A 15099-nucleotide genomic window follows, 5' to 3' on the forward strand; every position below is an offset into this window, starting at 1 on the left:
CACGCCCCTTCAACAAAAACTTTTTTATATGCTTTATGCTCATCTTCTCAACAAGAGGTGATACAATGGCCAAGGAAAAAACAACTCTCCCTCCAACCGGTGCGGGTTTGATGAGATTCTTTGACGAAGACACAAGGGCAATAAAAATAAGCCCCAAAGGGGCAATAGCAATAGTATTGATATTTGTGGCTATTGAGATACTGCTTAATGTGTTTGGTCATCAAATATTTGGCTAGAGGAGAGTTTTCTTTAAGCCCCTTGCGTTTAACTCTTCATTCACTATTTTTCTAATCACGTCCTCGATGTATCCCTTTATGAGAGTCTCGACGTCTGCTTTTATCTGGTCTATATCATGCCTTAACCCTTCTAGGAGCTTTATATACTCTTTCGCCATCTCAAGCTGTCCTTCTTGCTTTATAAGCTGTTCTTTTAAGTGTTCAAAGTCCTCTTTGAGAACCTGAAGCCTCTTTACCTCTCTGGTAAGTTCGTCAATCTGTTTAATCAGCTTTGAGTTTTCCTCCTTAAGCTCTGCAATAACCTTTTCTTTGTGCTCCAGCTCTTTCACCAAAGCGTTGTATTCCGAAGCTATGTTGTGGAGCCTCTCTATCTCCCTTATTGGTGGAACCTGACCGTTTCCGAGGATTATGACATCCGGGCCAACGCTGACAATGTCGGTGGGCTTGATCTTTATCTTTCTTTCACTTGAGAACATGCCGGGCTGGAGTTCACCGCTCTTGCTTATGTTCTCCAGGGGCTTGATTTTTAGAATAAAATAAAACTGGTCGTGATCAACTTCCACATTAATGTCGGTCACATAACCAAGTATCTGTCCATCGGTCAATGAAACAACAAACTTATTAACAAGCTGGTTCCCCTGTTGGTTCTCCATGGCACTCACCTAAGAAAGATTTTTGAAGTTACTCTACTTAAGCCTTTCCGAGGTCAAAAGGTGAGAGTCAATGATAATCTTTGTTGGACGGTCAAATGTTGGGAAAAGCACGCTGATATTTAGGCTTACTGGAAAGTACGTTAAGAGAGGCAAGAGGCCGGGTGTAACGAGAAAACCAATAGAGATAGGATGGCGAGGGAAAACGATAGTTGACATGCCGGGTTTTGGATTTATGAGTGGAGTACCAAAACATGTTCAAGAAAAGATAAAAACTGAAATAGTGCACTTTATAGAAGACAACGCCGATAAAATTGAGCTTGCGGTTTTGGTTGTAGATGGAAAAAGTGCCCTTGAAATCATTGAGCGGTGGGAGAAAAGGGGAGAGATACCCATCGATGTCGAGTTCTTCCAGTTTCTTCAAGAACTTAACATACCAACCATAGTTGCAGTCAACAAGATGGACAAAGTGAAAAACTTAAATGCAACCATAAATCGTCTCATAGAGAAATTTGGGCTCAATGGGACGTGGGAAGATTACAAGGATACTTTTATTCCAATCTCTGCAAAATTTGGGACAAATTTAGACCAGCTTAGAAAATTGATAGAAGAAAAGATCAAAGAGTCTCGAGAACAACGTGGGCGATTGTCTCCCTAACTCCATCGAGAGAGGCTATTTCTTCAAGTATCTCATCAAGTCTGGTTTTATCTGCTTCAACAATAAGGTCTATATCTCCAGTAACCCTGTAAACGCGCTTAACTTTGAGCTTTTTGATTGCATCGTAAACGGATTTTCTTTTTGTGGGTTCAATTCTGACAAAAATGAATACATCTCCTTTCTTTTCACCCAGAAACTCCAACGCTTTGTCGGTGAGATCTATAAACCCTCTACCCGTTCTTATGTATCCGAGCTCCTTGAGGGTCTTGAGATGATTGCTTAAAGCCTGTCTTGTTATTCCCAATTCCTCGGCTATCTCATCTTGAGTTTTTTCAACAGTGTGTACCTCTATGGTTTTTCCCTCTTTGTAAAGCTTTTTGAGCAATTCTACTTGTCTTGATGTAAGTGTAGCTTCGGTATTCATTTTTTACCACCTCATTTTGTTTATTTTGCAATCACAAACTATTAGGTTTAATAGTTTAATAAATCTTTTGGTCTTTGTAAATTGATTCCGCTACTTAGTCCCCCATAGACTCTGGGGTTAACTTTTTAATTGTTTCCTTTTTACTTTCAATCATGAATAAGGCCAAATACACACAGGAAGTTCCAGAAGATAGAAATGAAGTCCTCAAGATCATTCAAGAAGAGAAAAAGCCCCTCAAGATTATGATATTGGGTGGGGTCGACAGTGGGAAAACAACTCTAACTGTGTTTCTAGCCAATGAACTTCTCTCTCAAGGATTTAGAGTGGCGATTGTGGACAGCGACGTTGGTCAAAAGGGCATTTTGCCTCCTGCTCTCATAAGTCTTGGGTTTCCTGACAGCATTTTCACAACAATGGAAGAAATAAAACCTGTAAAGCACTATTTTGTAGGTACAATAACACCAAATCAGTTTTTTGGAGAGATGGTAACTGGAGTTAAGCTCCTTGTGAATGAGGCTATGAAACGAAGAGCTGACATCGTTATAATAGACACTACCGGTCTAGTTCATGGTTCGGGAGTTGAGTTAAAAAGAATGAAAATAGAGATGGTTAAGCCTGATCTGGTACTTGCTTTACAGAGAAAAGACGAGCTTGAGGACATCCTCAGGCCTTTTGAAAACAAAACAAGAGTAATTCGGCTAGCGATCAGTGAAAACGCAAAGCTTCATACAAGGGAAGAAAGAAGGCAAATAAGAAAAGAAAAGTGGAAAAAGTACTTTGAAAACTCCAGTGAATACATTCTAGACCTTCGAAAGTTTTACATCAGCGGTACTTTGATGTTTCAGGGAAAAGAAATAAGTGAAGAAGAGAAAGGTCTCCTGGAGAGTCTATTTAGGTGGCTTATTTTCCATGGGAGAAAAATTGCCAGCAGGTATTTTGTTGTAAAGGCTGATATCGGGAGTTTCCCAAGAAATTTTGATAAAAATGCCATGAACGCAGTGGATCTAGAAAACTTGAGTAACCTCCTTATTGGTTTTATAGACAAAGATGGTTTTTGCCTGGGACTTGGAATTCTGAAGCTGATAAACTTCAAAGAGCTTAAAGCCCATGTGCTAACTCCTTTAAATGAAAATGAAATTAAAAACGCCGTCGAAATAAGGTTTGGGAGAATTAGAGTTCGGGAAGACGGAGAAGAACTTGGGCTTTTACACAGGGATGCCCTTTAGAGAAAGGTTTTTTAACCGCTCTACCATTTTAATATTAGGTGTGCCTAATGGAACTCAAGGGATTCTTGGAAATTCTAAGGCCAGCTAACTGTGTTGTAGCAGGTTTAGTTGGAATTTTGGGCGCTACTGTAGCATTAGGCAATCTTCCCAGCTATGAAAAAAGCTTGATGATTTTTCTTGTGGTATTCTTAGGGTGCAGCTGGGGCAATATAATCAACGATTATTTTGATTATGAGATTGACAAAATCAATCGACCCAACAGACCACTTCCCCGAGGAGCACTCTCAAGAAAAGTCGCCCTCGTTTATGGACTATGCTTATCTGCTTTAGGACTTTTTATAGCTTATATGCTTAATCTGTGGGCATTTTTCTTTGCCTTTGGAGCATATCTACTGATGTACCTCTACGCTTGGAGACTCAAACCCACACCACTTGTTGGGAATCTAGCAGTAGCAACCCTTACTGGAGCTACTCCTCTTTACGGGGCTATTGCTGTAGGTAAAATTGGCCTTGCCGGATATCTTGCCCTCTGTGCGTTTTTAGTGAACGTCGCAAGGGAGATATTCAAGGATGTGGAGGATGTTGAAGGGGATAAAGCCCATGGAGCCAAAACCCTCCCTATCGTTTGGGGAGTTGAAAAAGCATCAAAACTTGGTGTTCTATTTAGCATTGCAACTGTAATCGCTTCATTCTTACCCGTAAAAGCCGGAATTGGTCTTGGATACCTTCCGATAATAGTTGTAGACGGGATAATTTTATTTTCATCATACGAAATTTTAAAAGACCCCTCCCCAATTACCGCTGGGAAAGTTCAACGGAAGTTAAAACTCGCCATTTATTTGGCGGTGTTCAGCTTCTTGTTAGGCTCACTGACAAAGGAGGTGTGAGAATATGGAATTCAAGGAGCAAATCAAAGATAAATTATCCGATAAGGAGTTGTGGATGGTCATCACCTTCAAAACCCCCTATGGCCCTGGAGAAACTATGGACAGGCTTGCAAGTGTTTTAGAAGAACTTGGATGGCAGGTTATGTTTAAAGCTAACTGGTGGACTGCGGATATTCCTTACGGCGTTATAAGGATAGATATCGAGCAAGATGGAAGGGAAAAGATTGTGCTTGGAAGGTGGATACTAGGGAGCAAGTGCGAGCTTTTAAAGATAGAGAGCATGGATCTAGAGAGAGGCAAAAACGAGTTCTACAGACTTATAGATGGAATAACTTCAACCCTAATTTACGATCCGGTAATTAGGACAATGAGAGAGCAATACTGACCTTCTTTTTTAAAATTTAAAAAGAAAGAGGCTACTCGAGTATTTGATAATAGCCGACTTCAGGCTCAAAAATTTCTCCTTCTGCAAGGAGAGCTCTAACTGCATCCTCAATTGTCTCTGGATCGTATTTATCTTGAAGTTTTCTCTGGATGAACTTCAATGAAACTGCAGTTCCCTTTGACCTAAGTATCTCCAACACAGCCTTCTTGACCTCTTCAAGTTCCTTACTAACTTCTGCAGATTCCTCCTCAAACAATTCCTCCTCAAAAGCAGCCTCTTCGGCTTTTTGCTCCATTATTATGCCGTAAAGCTCATCTATTGTAGTGAGCAAATCTTCACTTATTCCCTTGTTCTTTGCGATAACCTTGGCCTTTGCGGTAATTCCATAGGTGTTGTATATCTCAAACGCTGTTCTGGCTTTTTTAATGTGCTCAACCTTGTCTTTAAGTGCCTCGTATCGGTGCAGTATCCACATATTAGGGTCGACTTTGCTAACTCCCTCAACGAGTATTTGTTTGTCATCTCTCCACTCGGCTATCTTTCCAATCAATTGAACCATGTCTCCTCTCTTTACCAAGCGGGCAAACTTAGTGTCGTCTCTAAATCCAAGAACCCATATTACTCCGGTTCCATCATCTACTTGGAACTTTCCATAAGTTTCATCTTCCGCAATTATGGGCTCTCTAACCACTGTTCCCACTATCTTTGCCCTATATACTTTTCTTGCATCCTTTGTGATAAGGTAATTTGGTTCGAAATCCCCCTCGCCCTTAACATAAAATCCCTCTAGAATGTCTTTTATGTAGACCCTTGTTGAAGGTAATCTCTTTTTCATTCTAACCACCACACAAGAGCGTTTTCAAGTTTAGGTAAGAGTTTCTTCTCTAGTTCTTGAATCTCCTCAAGGTATTCGAGATTTACATTGCTGAAATCTTGAACAACCTCCCCATATATGTGAACCTTTTCGTTCCTAATGACCCTTCCAATTACCCTAACCGTTTGTCCAATTTTTGGCAAGATGTTCTCCTCACATTCAATGGCTATAACTCCAGTTCCGTCATCAAGCCAAAAGATATAGTCTATTTTGTCAACTTTAACAACCTTGCCGATCAATGAGACTCTAACATCTTCCGGAGTTATCTCTGCAATTTTCTTTTCAACCGCAGGTTTTCTTCTCCTAATTTGAGGAACTTCTTCCATCTCACTCTACCTCCTTCAAGAGCTCTCTCCTGACTCTTTCAATTTCTTTTTCGTACTCAACCTCATCCCATGAAGATGCTTTCAATATAAGCCCCAAGAATCTGTCCTCAACGACGTTCCCCCTGACGATTATCTCTTTTCCGAGAACATGGTAGAACTCTTCTTCTGCAAGCTTTCTTCCGGCTTCCCTCATAGTTAGGCCAGTGTTTACAAGCTCTTTAAGCTTCTCGCTAATATCCTCCGGCTCAGCCCCAAGAATCTCCACTACATCGTCCCCAAAGAGGGTAACCCTTATGTAGCCTGTTGAGTCATCGAGACCAAAGTCCAGTATAGTGGCTTTTATAGGTTTAACCTCACCGTGCTCTATACACACCCATGTCTCCGTTGCCGGATCGTAATCAACCTTTTTCCTACATTGAGGACATGCATCGTAGGCTATAACCCTGTAAAGCTTCGCTATTGTACCCCTAACTTCGACGAACTTTTCTCCACCCATCAAGTCCCCTATGTTTTTTCTCGTGTAGTTGTAGCTCCTAACCTCCTCAATTGGTGGGATTTCCTTAACCCTTGGATCTTCGGGATTTATTATAACTCTGCTCCTGAAGTTAACATGAAGCTCCGGAAGACCTCTAAGACTTTCTCTCACATCCGCGTTTATAATTTTGACAACTGTACCGGGCTGAATCTCATTATAATACTTTGCGATCTCGGAATCCCACAAAACAACCCTTGCCCTTCCAGTGTTGTCGTAGATTAAAAGAGCAGCAACCCTTCCTGTTGAGCCATCCTTCTTAGTGTATTCTCTAACAGGATACTTGCGCAAAACTCTACCAACTACGTTTATGTTCCTCATTCCAGGAACTAAATCGGCAATATGGATCAGAGCAGGCTCTTCCTCCTCGGTTTCTACTCCAAGCTGTTCTGCCAAAAGAAGTGCGGCTGCGTGTTCAGAGATTTCATTAGTCTGAGCTATCTCCTTGATTTTATGCTCTATTTCCTTTAGGCTCATACCCGTTTTTTTCCTTATCCTATCCACAATCTCCTCTTTCGTTATAACCGTCATATACACTCACCTGAATAGTAATTCGCAGAGCAGGTATTTAAAGTTTTTGAATCTTTAATAGGCCCTTAAAATTTCTTCATAGTGCAGAAAAAGAAAAACGAGGGGTATAAGAAATTACTACTCCACGTTTTTCTCTTCTTGTTGCTTCTCTATTTTTGCTATTAAGTCGGAATATTCAGCATGAACAACCTTTTTGAAGGCTTCCTTTATTATCAAAGGGTCGTTTTCTGGGAATCCGTAAAGCTCTGCAAACTTCTGGGTTGTTCCAAGGATTTTAGTCCTCTCATAAGGCTCTGCATAGATAAGACCCATTTCCAACAGGCGTTTTATGTGTTCATAAGCTTGGCTCCCCCTGAGCTTTACCAGTTTGCTCTGCTCTATTGGCTGTAGATAAGCTATTAAAGCGAGAGTTTTGAGCTCTCCAGTTCTTAGATCCGGCCTTGGCATGAGATGAATAACCCTTTGGGAGTATTCTTGTTTAACCTGCATCACATATTTATCACCGAGAACCCTTACAACTTCTATGGCACTTTTCCTCTCGGCATATTCAGCCGCTATAAGTTCAATAAGCTTTTCGAGATAGTCGAGAGATTTAATTCCAAGGGCTTTGGATAGCTCTTTAAGGCTTAAAGGTCGTCCCGCAACAAACAGGGCAGCCTCCACCAAGGCCTTATCCTCTATTAATCCCATAATCATCACCTAAGGACAGTTTTCGGATTAACCCATTATTGTCTTTTCTGTTTTATATCGCTTTCGCATCCCTCATTACCTTTCATAGAATATCTCGTAGTGCTGGACGTACTTCTCCTTCTCAAGCAGGAACTCGTCGTCCTCCGGGTAGTATTTGGCCAGTTCAGGGTTTTCGCCCGCGAACTTCTTGATGGACTCCCATGAATCCCATATCGTCACGAGCAGGAAGTGGGTTTCGTTCTCCTCGTCCCTCCTCGTGAAGTAGAGCTTCAAAAGCCCCTCGACGGAACTGTAGTCAGGAACCGCCCGCTCTATCAAAAAGCGCTCGTAGGCGTCTCCCTTCTCTCTCGGCACGCGCCCGTGCCACAGCCTCATAATAGCCATAGAATCACCAGCATGGATTCGTCCGGAGGGATATAACTCTTGTGTTTAGGGAGCGCTACCTCCGGTGGGAAACAAATCATTGCCATGGTTTACTACCCTTTCTCCTTGAAGGTCGAGACGTCAAAGACCCTGCTCAGCTCCTCCAGAACTGCCTCATAGAGATATCTGTTATCTCCCATCTTTTCCCTCCCGAGGGCTAGGTACTCCTCCCAAGGTTCACCTCTCAGGTTCTTTACCACGGCAAGGAAGATGTATCCCGCCCACGTCAGAGGATAGTTCGAGCTCTGGCCCATCATTATCATTTCCTTGGCGTCCTCCTCCGCCTTTTCTAGCTCTCTGGCCCCTATGAAGGACACACAGCGGTAGCCAAGAGAATCGACTGCCCTCCGGTAGTTCCTCATCCTCCTGAAGTACTCAACGGCCCTGCTGGAGTGCTGGACGGCCTTTGCATAGTCTCCAAGGTGGTAGTAAACCTTTGCCAGCTCCATGTGGGCCAAATTCTCGAAGAAGGAGAGGCCGTGAAGCCTCGCCACCTCTATCGCTTCGGTGTAGTACTTCAACGCCTCTTCTGGCCTTCCCATCCAGGAGTTTATGTCGCCGATGTGGAGAAGGACTATGGACTCCAGCTCGGGGTTGCCACCCATATCCCTCAGTATCTTCAGCTCCATGAAGGCGCTCTCCATAGCTTTCTCCGGTTCTTCTCTGTAGTAATAGAACTTGGTGAGCATCATGTAGTACCAGAGCCTTATCTCCGGGTCGCTGGAGCCCTCTGCAATCTTTTTCAGCTCCATGAGATACCTCTCCGCCTCATCCAGCCTCTCCGTCTCCATGTACGCGTCAGCTATGGAGGTAAGCACGTCGGCTTTGAATATTCCCTCAACTTTGCCCTTTACCCCGAGCCAGGTTTCAAGGGCCTTCTCGAAGAAGCCGTTCTGGAAGTAGAGGTGACCAAGCTCAAGGTCAACGTAGGGGTTTCCTCTCCCCGCGGAGAGCACCTTGAGATAGGGCCCCTTAAAGCTCCTCACGAGTCTCTTGAACTTCCTGAGCCTCAGCTCCACGAGCCTCTTTATCAATTCCTCATCCCCAAGCCGGAGCGCGTATTCAAAGGCCCGTATGAAGGCCCCCTCCTCGTTCTTCCCCATCAGGTACTCAACGTATTTCCTGTAATACTTTTCCTCATCAACTTCCCGAATCCTCTCGACGAAGCCCCTTACGAGATCGTGGATGAAGTACAGATCACTCCTCCTCTCCACAAGACCCTTCCTGAGGAGGGAGTGAAGAACGGGAAAGAGCGATTTCTCCCCATAGAGCCTTTTAAACGCTTCGTACTCAAGTGGTTCGCCAAAGAGAGATATAATCTGAAGGAGGAGCTTTTCTTCATCGCTCAACCTCTCATAGACCTCCTCAAGGAGGAATTCAAAGAAGTTCTCCGCCGCGGCATCCACGCTCCCTGGATACGCCTGGGAGAAGAGGATCAGAGCTAGGGGATGGCCCCTCGTGAGCCGGTATACCTCGGCAAAATCTTCAATATTCACGCTTCCCCCCTTGGCGGTCAGCAGTTCATAGGAACTTTCAACGTCAAGCCCGTCCAGTTTGAGGTAAAAAACTCCCCTCACACCGAACCTAGGCTTTTCCCGGGAGAGAACCACCACCTTTCCGGTTTTCATTTTCTCGGCGAGAAAAGCTATGAACCTCCCAAGCCTCTCGTCCCTGCACCTGTGGAAGTCGTCAACAACTATTACTGCCCCGGTCTTCTCAAGACCCCTGAGGATTATTTCGAATACTTCCCTCTCCTCAATGTTTCCAGCTCTCAGGTACTCGATGAGATCTGGGTAACCGAGGCGGTTTAGATAAAGGCCGACCTGCCAAGTAAAGTACTCGAAGCCATCGCCTTCCCTCACAGGATACCAGAAAGCATCGGGAAACGCTTTGGCCGCTAAGGTGGTCTTACCTATGCCTGCCATCCCGTAAATTACTAGAATGGGCTCTTTCACCGAACTAAGAAGCTTGAGTTCACTTTCCCTCCCGAAGAAATCCTCGACGCTTGGAGCTTCCTCCTTGACTACTGTGGGAGTATACTCCTCCTCCCTCGCGGCCGCTACCTTGATCCCCTCCGGTTCGAAGTTCACCTTAAGCCCGTCAACTTTTAGGGAGTATCTCCTCACGTTTTTATCTCCAAAACGGATCCACCTACCCTCTACCAGCCCGGCCCTTTCGAGGGCCTTCAACCTTCTCGAAATATCGGTCTCGTTTTTCCCAAGGATTTTGGCGAGCTCCCTCGGGTTGAAGGAGCCGGAGCGGAGCACCGAGAGTATCTCAAGGTTGATCTCGCTGGAGAGGAGCTTCAAAACCGAGGGCACGTTTTCCTTCTTTCGCGGCACCTCGACCACCTTGAGATGGAACTTTCATCGTTGTTATTGGCCTTCAATCCTAATAAGACTTACTTTGGGTTTGAGTGTTTTCGTCAAACCTACAACGTAAGTACATTGGAAGCGCTCTCCAATATGAGGGATGGCCATGGGGGTTAGTCCAAAGATTATACTGTCGATAATCCTCGCCGGCATTCTGGTCTTTTCGCTGGCGGGCTACGCGGGAGCCTTTGGAAAAGGGGGCTCTGGAAAACTGGAGTACAAAGTTTACAGCAAGGATCAGATCATGAGCGGCGCCTACAAGGTTTACGGGAACCCAAAGCTCGGTTTCTGGGTGGCAAAAGTCGTTCTGAGGAATACTGGGAAAGGCGACATCACCGACATCAGGATAACCTACTCGATAGACAGATACGCAACACAGAGCGAGAAGAACTACCCGGTTCTCGTACCGAACGGCACGATAGTTGACCTCTACTATCCGATCCTTTCAAGCGAAGTTACCAAGCTAACAGCATCAACTCCAATAAACCTCCACATAACCATTCGCTACAGGATTAACGGCGAGGAGAGGGAGGAAACCATGACAAGAAGCCTCAGCATCCTCGGAGTAAACGACTTCGTCTTCTCATCACTCTCGCCCGAAGAGAGCACGGGGAGCTTCTACGACGTCTTTAACAACGCTGAACTCTTAGCGGCGTGGGTAACCCCAAGTGACCCGGTCGTCAGAGAATTTGCAGACATGGGCAATAAGTTAGCCGGCGGAGCCGGAGCAAGCCTAAGCGATGATGAAGCTATTAAAAGCCTCAGCGGAATGTGGGAGCTCGCCCTAAGGAACGGCTTCTCCTACAAGACCGAGGGCACAGGCTACTGGACAGGCAAGTTTTCAGAGCACATAATGTTCCCGAGGGACGTAATAAGGGACAAGAGCGGAACGTGCGTTGATTTGGCACTTTGGTTCGCCTCGTTGGCCATGAGCCAGGGGCTTAAGGCTTACATCGTCCTCATGCCCGGCCACGCCTTCCCGCTTATCGAGCTCCCGAGCGGGGCGATAATCCCCATTGAAGCCACCGCTATAAACAGCGGTGTCTCCTTCCAGGAGGCGGTGCAGGTAGGATTAGAGACTTGGCAGAAGGCAATGAGCGGGCCGCACTTCATACTCGACATAGCCGAGCTCCAGAGTCAGGGCATAGTCCCGCCTGAGCTCCCCGAGCTTCCCGCCGACGTACTGAGCAAGTGGGGCATAACCCTTGGAGGAGCTAACCAGGGAGGCGGTGGCGGAAACACCAATGGCAATGGAGGCGGCAATAACGGCGGAAACAACAATAACAACGGTGGAAACACTGGAGGGAACTGGGCGACCTACAACGGGGTCTACTTCTCGTTCAGCTACCCTGCAGACTGGGATGCTCCAGAGGATTACGGGGGCTACGTTTACATGATAAGCCCCGATGGCGAGTTCGAGTTCATGGTGCTTTATGCGCAGGGAGCGGGCGTCGAGGACATGATCTATGCCTTTGAGAGCAGTCTGGGAGAAGCCGGCATAACCATAAAGGCGAGGCAAGAAACGCAATCAAGCATAGCTGGCCTTACAGCTTACACGGTCATCTACTCGCTCTCGTCAGACTACGGAGACTACGCGGCCCTGGCGAGGTACTTCACCGCTGGAGGAATGGGCTTCGCCGTCGTCTACGACATAGATAAGAACAGCGCCAACTACGACGCATACAACCAGCTTGGGGAGTACATAGTTAGCACGTTCCGTGTGGGGTGATGGCGATGAGGAAGTTAGCCCTGGTCGTTTTGCTCATACTCATTTTCCTGCCCTTCGCGGCGGCCGAGATAAAGATCGAGGAGTACAAGATAGACGGCACGATGAAGGTGAGCATTGACGGTGCCGGAAACGCGCACGTGACTGAAACCTGGAAGTTTACCCCCAACCTCTACCTCCAGATGAAGCAGGCGTATCCAACGACCTATATGCTGAAGAGGGAGTTCGAGAACAAGAGGGCGGATGTAGAGTACAAGGACATGCAGATCGAGTGGGACGACTCAAACAATCAGCTCAAGGCTACCTACACGATCTTAGGAGCAGCCGTAAACAAAGGCTCCTACTGGGAGTACAGGATAGGGGAAGGCGATCTAACTCTATCAAGCACCAACGGCAACGTTGTTGTTCTGACAGCAGTGCAACCCATCTTCGGAGGCGAGGGAAGGCTAGTTGAGACGATAACTGTAGAGGTTCCAAAGGATGCGAAAAACATCCGCTTTGAAGAAGGAGCCATCAAATACGAGCTTCCGGAGAAGTCTGATGGTGGAAAAACTCTCTACTTAGCCCTCGCCGCAGTCTCAATAATCGGTCTCGTCGTCGTAAACTTGCCTCTGCGGAGGTAGTCTGGACTTTCGCTCTCTTTTATTTTCCAAATCCATGGGGGGAGTTCGGTGCTGGATAGGATAAACAGGGAGCTCGTTGATTTCATAGTGGCAAGAACCGGGCTCAGCAGGGAGACCGTGATAAAAGTCCTCAAGGCAGAGGAAGCCTTCTTCGAGCTTGAAGTTGAGAGAGCCTTAAAAGGGAACCTCTCTAAGGATGGCAATGTTTGAGACAGTTTTAGGAAATTCCCTTATTTTGCCTTTGAAATCGACAGGTCCTAGTAGAAGACTTTTTGTCCATAAAAAAGGTGTCTCACTCCTCCAGTGCCCACCGTGCACCCCTGAAGAAGCTTACAAGCCCAACCACTGCCCCAGAAAGCCAGAGAAGGGCGATTATCAGGAACTTTAGCTCGTGGATGAAAAGCTCCAGGGTGGAGAAGGCGATTCCAGAGACGATCCAGACAACCGAGAGCACTACCAGCTTTCTCAACGGGGGGCGGCGGTCTGCTCACCTTCCACCCCTTTCGACTTTCTGAGCGCTCTATAGAGGAGGAAGCCCGTAAGGGCGTAGAGAAACCAGACGAAGGCCTGAGGCCCAAGTCCCGGTATTGATTCCCTCTTTATTCCCAGGCCGAGAGCAATGTAATAGACCAAAAGGAGGGGAATAAGAACCCTTAGCTCTCTCAGCGTGGGAAGGAGGTCGTCCAGGTTTTCTCCTTCATACTGCTTTCTCCACCACCATATGAGAAGGAGGACTACGGTTAATGTTGATGCTAGAGACAGGAAGGAGTGGAGCGGTGATTGAGAATTTGAACTCTCTAGGGCCCCAAGAATCATGGCAAAGAGAAGGGGCCGCTTTAAGACGAAATCGGGAAGTAGCTTTCTCCTTGAGGTCAGCAGTTCGGCAGTCCCAACGGCCATCATGAAGGACATGAAGGGATGCCAGAAGAACACAACAACGAGAAGCTCGAGAATGCTGATTCCACCCACCTGAATCGGGGACTCCCAGTCTGGGTTCCAGATTATCTTGGTGATGTACGCCTCGTAGAGGCCGAAGATAACGCCCGCCAGATAGAGGGTCTCGAAGCGCGGCCTCCCAAAGCGATAGACTATAGAGGCCAGAACGAGCGTGTGGAGGCCGTATAGAGGCAGGATAACGAGGATCCCCCATGGGGAGAAGAACGGATAGAGAGTGGCACCGATAGCCACCTCTCCGAAGAGCGCCGAAAGGGAAGCGATGATGAACCAGAAGACGTACCTCTTTGGCAGTTTCATCTTGAGTTCTCACCCTCTGCCTGAGAATCAAAATAAATAAGAAAAATGGCTTCGAAGCTTCTTGGCCAATGCCATTCAGAGGTAGTGGCTCAGCACGAATATTACAAAGCCGATGGCGATTATCCCGAGCAGGAGGACTATAGCGGTTTCGAGCTTTGAGTAATCCTTCACTTCTCTAGCTTCGCGTTGGTATCTTTCGGTCTTCTCCTTCGCAAGCATCTCAGAGCGCTTTATTGTAGTCTGATCGGGAATCATGCCACGAACCATATCACAGCATCCCCATTCATCGTTACACTTCTAAGGTATTTTAGGGTTTCGAACCTTATGAAAGCAAACTTTTGCTTCTTCCTATCAAACGCTCTTGGTAAGCACTCGTGTGAAACTTTAAGTTCCCTTTTCCTTTATGAGGTAAAGCAGCGCCGCCCTCTGGAAGGTCGGGATGAAGGGAATGGTCACGAGGATGCCCTTTAGTGCACCCTTCTCCTCGTATATCATGAGGGACTCCCTGGAATCGACGATGATCAGAGCTTTGACGGCGTAGGGACCTTCAAACATCGAGTTGATGAAGATGTCCCTGAGGTCCTCCTTCCTCTGGAGCTTCCTCGGGTCAACCGACTCAACCCTCATCCCCTCAAGGTACTTCGGCCTCTTTCCTCCAAGGAGAACCACGGTAACCTCGGCCCCTCTCCCATTGGCGTTCCTTAATGCCCTCGCCAGCTTCCTGGAAAAGCGCCTGTCCACAAAGGCCGCCATGACCTCCCTTTGTGCCCCTTTAATCAACTCTTCGGCCTTCCCGCGGATGTTCCACTCCCCCTGGAAGTACCACACGGGATACCACTCCTCCTCCCGTCTTCTACCGCTTTTGAGGGAGATTATCGCCTCCTCGGCCGACTTTATGTACTTGTCCCTGAGTGCACCTATGACCTTCTCCGGCTCCACCGCGCGGAAGAAGGCAGGCTTCCCCTCGCTGAAGTCAACGAAGCCCTTCCTGTGAAGCTCTTTCAGCACCTCGTAGACCTTCGGCCTCGGAACGCCGCTCTCCCTCGCCACTTCGCTTGCCTTTGAGGGGCCGAGGAGCGCCAAAGCGGCGTAAACCCTAGCCTCATAGTCCTTAAGACCAAGACGCTTGAGGTTTTCAACGAGCTTCTCATCGATCATACCGCTCACCAATAGATAATGTAACTCAAGTAGTTACAACATCCTTTTATTCCTTTTTCCCGATTGGTATCCGGTGGTGAGATGAGCCTCAAGGCGAAGCTCGCGAGAAAGTTCGTCTACGCGG

20 protein-coding genes are annotated in these 15099 nt (G+C 46.8%); 8 read left to right on the forward strand and 12 right to left on the reverse strand.

What is annotated here, in order from left to right; translation table 11 throughout:
* The first annotated feature begins 65 nt into the window (after window positions 1-65).
* Complete coding sequence (locus OCC_RS00905; RefSeq protein WP_004069658.1) at window positions 66-236, forward strand: preprotein translocase subunit Sec61beta; 171 nt, start codon at window positions 66-68, stop codon at window positions 234-236.
* On the opposite strand, the gene OCC_RS00910 is transcribed toward OCC_RS00905, so the two are convergent.
* Window positions 233-889, reverse strand: coding sequence for a hypothetical protein (locus OCC_RS00910; RefSeq protein WP_004069659.1), 657 nt, complete (start codon window positions 887-889; stop codon window positions 233-235). The two genes, OCC_RS00905 and OCC_RS00910, sit on opposite strands and share 4 nt — an antisense overlap.
* 70 nt (window positions 890-959) lie before the next feature.
* On the opposite strand from OCC_RS00910, the gene engB reads away from it, so the two are divergent.
* Window positions 960-1544: a GTP-binding protein EngB gene (gene engB / locus OCC_RS00915; RefSeq protein ID WP_004069660.1), complete on the forward strand. Its 585-nt coding sequence runs from the start codon at window positions 960-962 to the stop codon at window positions 1542-1544.
* On the opposite strand, the gene OCC_RS00920 is transcribed toward engB, so the two are convergent.
* Window positions 1504-1968, reverse strand: coding sequence for an Lrp/AsnC family transcriptional regulator (locus OCC_RS00920; protein WP_004069661.1), 465 nt, complete (start codon window positions 1966-1968; stop codon window positions 1504-1506). The genes engB and OCC_RS00920 overlap by 41 nt on opposite strands.
* Before the next feature lie 152 nt (window positions 1969-2120).
* Here OCC_RS00920 and OCC_RS00925 point away from each other — a divergent pair, with 152 nt between their 5' ends.
* The 3 genes from OCC_RS00925 to OCC_RS00935 are packed head-to-tail and all read left to right on the forward strand — an operon-like array spanning window position 2121 to window position 4466.
* Complete coding sequence (locus tag OCC_RS00925) at window positions 2121-3194, forward strand: Clp1/GlmU family protein (RefSeq protein WP_004069663.1); 1074 nt, start codon at window positions 2121-2123, stop codon at window positions 3192-3194.
* Window positions 3195-3241: 47 nt separating this feature from the next.
* Window positions 3242-4081 carry a geranylgeranylglycerol-phosphate geranylgeranyltransferase gene (locus tag OCC_RS00930; RefSeq protein ID WP_004069665.1) on the forward strand — a complete coding sequence of 280 codons (840 nt, stop codon included), beginning with the start codon at window positions 3242-3244 and terminating at the stop codon, window positions 4079-4081.
* A 4-nt stretch (window positions 4082-4085) separates the two neighbouring features.
* Window positions 4086-4466 carry a hypothetical protein gene (locus tag OCC_RS00935; protein WP_004069667.1) on the forward strand — a complete coding sequence of 127 codons (381 nt, stop codon included), beginning with the start codon at window positions 4086-4088 and terminating at the stop codon, window positions 4464-4466.
* A gap of 31 nt (window positions 4467-4497) precedes the next feature.
* Here OCC_RS00935 and OCC_RS00940 read toward each other — a convergent pair whose 3' ends face one another.
* From OCC_RS00940 to OCC_RS00965, 6 genes are all read right to left on the reverse strand, one after another.
* Complete coding sequence (locus tag OCC_RS00940) at window positions 4498-5301, reverse strand: OB-fold nucleic acid binding domain-containing protein (protein WP_004069669.1); 804 nt, start codon at window positions 5299-5301, stop codon at window positions 4498-4500.
* Entirely contained in the window at window positions 5298-5666 is a 369-nt protein-coding gene (locus OCC_RS00945; RefSeq protein WP_004069671.1) for a hypothetical protein, read from the reverse strand. Before OCC_RS00945 ends, OCC_RS00940 begins: the two co-directional genes overlap by 4 nt.
* 1 nt (window position 5667) lies before the next feature.
* Complete coding sequence (locus OCC_RS00950; protein ID WP_004069672.1) at window positions 5668-6729, reverse strand: OB-fold nucleic acid binding domain-containing protein; 1062 nt, start codon at window positions 6727-6729, stop codon at window positions 5668-5670.
* Window positions 6730-6846: 117 nt separating this feature from the next.
* A complete protein-coding gene (gene scpB, locus OCC_RS00955) occupies window positions 6847-7419 on the reverse strand; it encodes an SMC-Scp complex subunit ScpB (RefSeq protein WP_004069673.1) in 573 nt (190 codons plus the stop codon).
* A gap of 75 nt (window positions 7420-7494) precedes the next feature.
* On the reverse strand, window positions 7495-7803 hold the full coding sequence (locus tag OCC_RS00960) for an antibiotic biosynthesis monooxygenase (protein WP_004069674.1): 309 nt from the start codon (window positions 7801-7803) through the stop codon (window positions 7495-7497).
* Between the two features lie 92 nt (window positions 7804-7895).
* Window positions 7896-10193, reverse strand: coding sequence for a tetratricopeptide repeat protein (locus OCC_RS00965; protein ID WP_238565066.1), 2298 nt, complete (start codon window positions 10191-10193; stop codon window positions 7896-7898).
* Between the two features lie 127 nt (window positions 10194-10320).
* Between OCC_RS00965 and OCC_RS00970 the strand changes: the two genes are divergently transcribed.
* Genes OCC_RS00970 through OCC_RS12510 form a run of 3 tightly spaced genes read left to right on the forward strand, consistent with a single transcriptional unit; the run spans window position 10321 to window position 12773 of the window.
* Window positions 10321-11943, forward strand: coding sequence for a hypothetical protein (locus OCC_RS00970; RefSeq protein ID WP_004069676.1), 1623 nt, complete (start codon window positions 10321-10323; stop codon window positions 11941-11943).
* A gap of 5 nt (window positions 11944-11948) precedes the next feature.
* A complete protein-coding gene (locus OCC_RS00975; protein ID WP_004069677.1) occupies window positions 11949-12563 on the forward strand; it encodes a hypothetical protein in 615 nt (204 codons plus the stop codon).
* A 48-nt stretch (window positions 12564-12611) separates the two neighbouring features.
* Window positions 12612-12773 carry a hypothetical protein gene (locus OCC_RS12510; RefSeq protein ID WP_004069678.1) on the forward strand — a complete coding sequence of 54 codons (162 nt, stop codon included), beginning with the start codon at window positions 12612-12614 and terminating at the stop codon, window positions 12771-12773.
* Between the two features lie 82 nt (window positions 12774-12855).
* Here the strand turns inward: OCC_RS12510 and OCC_RS12745 are convergent, their stop codons facing one another.
* The 4 genes from OCC_RS12745 to OCC_RS00990 all read right to left on the reverse strand — a co-directional run bounded on the left by OCC_RS12745 (window position 12856) and on the right by OCC_RS00990 (window position 14975).
* Window positions 12856-13032: a hypothetical protein gene (locus OCC_RS12745; RefSeq protein WP_020953582.1), complete on the reverse strand. Its 177-nt coding sequence runs from the start codon at window positions 13030-13032 to the stop codon at window positions 12856-12858.
* Complete coding sequence (locus OCC_RS00980) at window positions 13029-13817, reverse strand: hypothetical protein (RefSeq protein ID WP_020953583.1); 789 nt, start codon at window positions 13815-13817, stop codon at window positions 13029-13031. Before OCC_RS00980 ends, OCC_RS12745 begins: the two co-directional genes overlap by 4 nt.
* 75 nt (window positions 13818-13892) lie before the next feature.
* Window positions 13893-14084 (reverse strand): hypothetical protein, encoded by a 192-nt coding sequence (locus tag OCC_RS00985; protein ID WP_004069680.1) that lies wholly within the window; start codon window positions 14082-14084, stop codon window positions 13893-13895.
* A gap of 117 nt (window positions 14085-14201) precedes the next feature.
* Window positions 14202-14975: a TrmB family transcriptional regulator gene (locus OCC_RS00990; protein WP_004069681.1), complete on the reverse strand. Its 774-nt coding sequence runs from the start codon at window positions 14973-14975 to the stop codon at window positions 14202-14204.
* Window positions 14976-15099 lie beyond the last annotated feature (124 nt).

The sequence above is a fragment of the Thermococcus litoralis DSM 5473 genome, assembly GCF_000246985.2.
Taxonomy (GTDB): domain Archaea; phylum Methanobacteriota_B; class Thermococci; order Thermococcales; family Thermococcaceae; genus Thermococcus_A; species Thermococcus_A litoralis.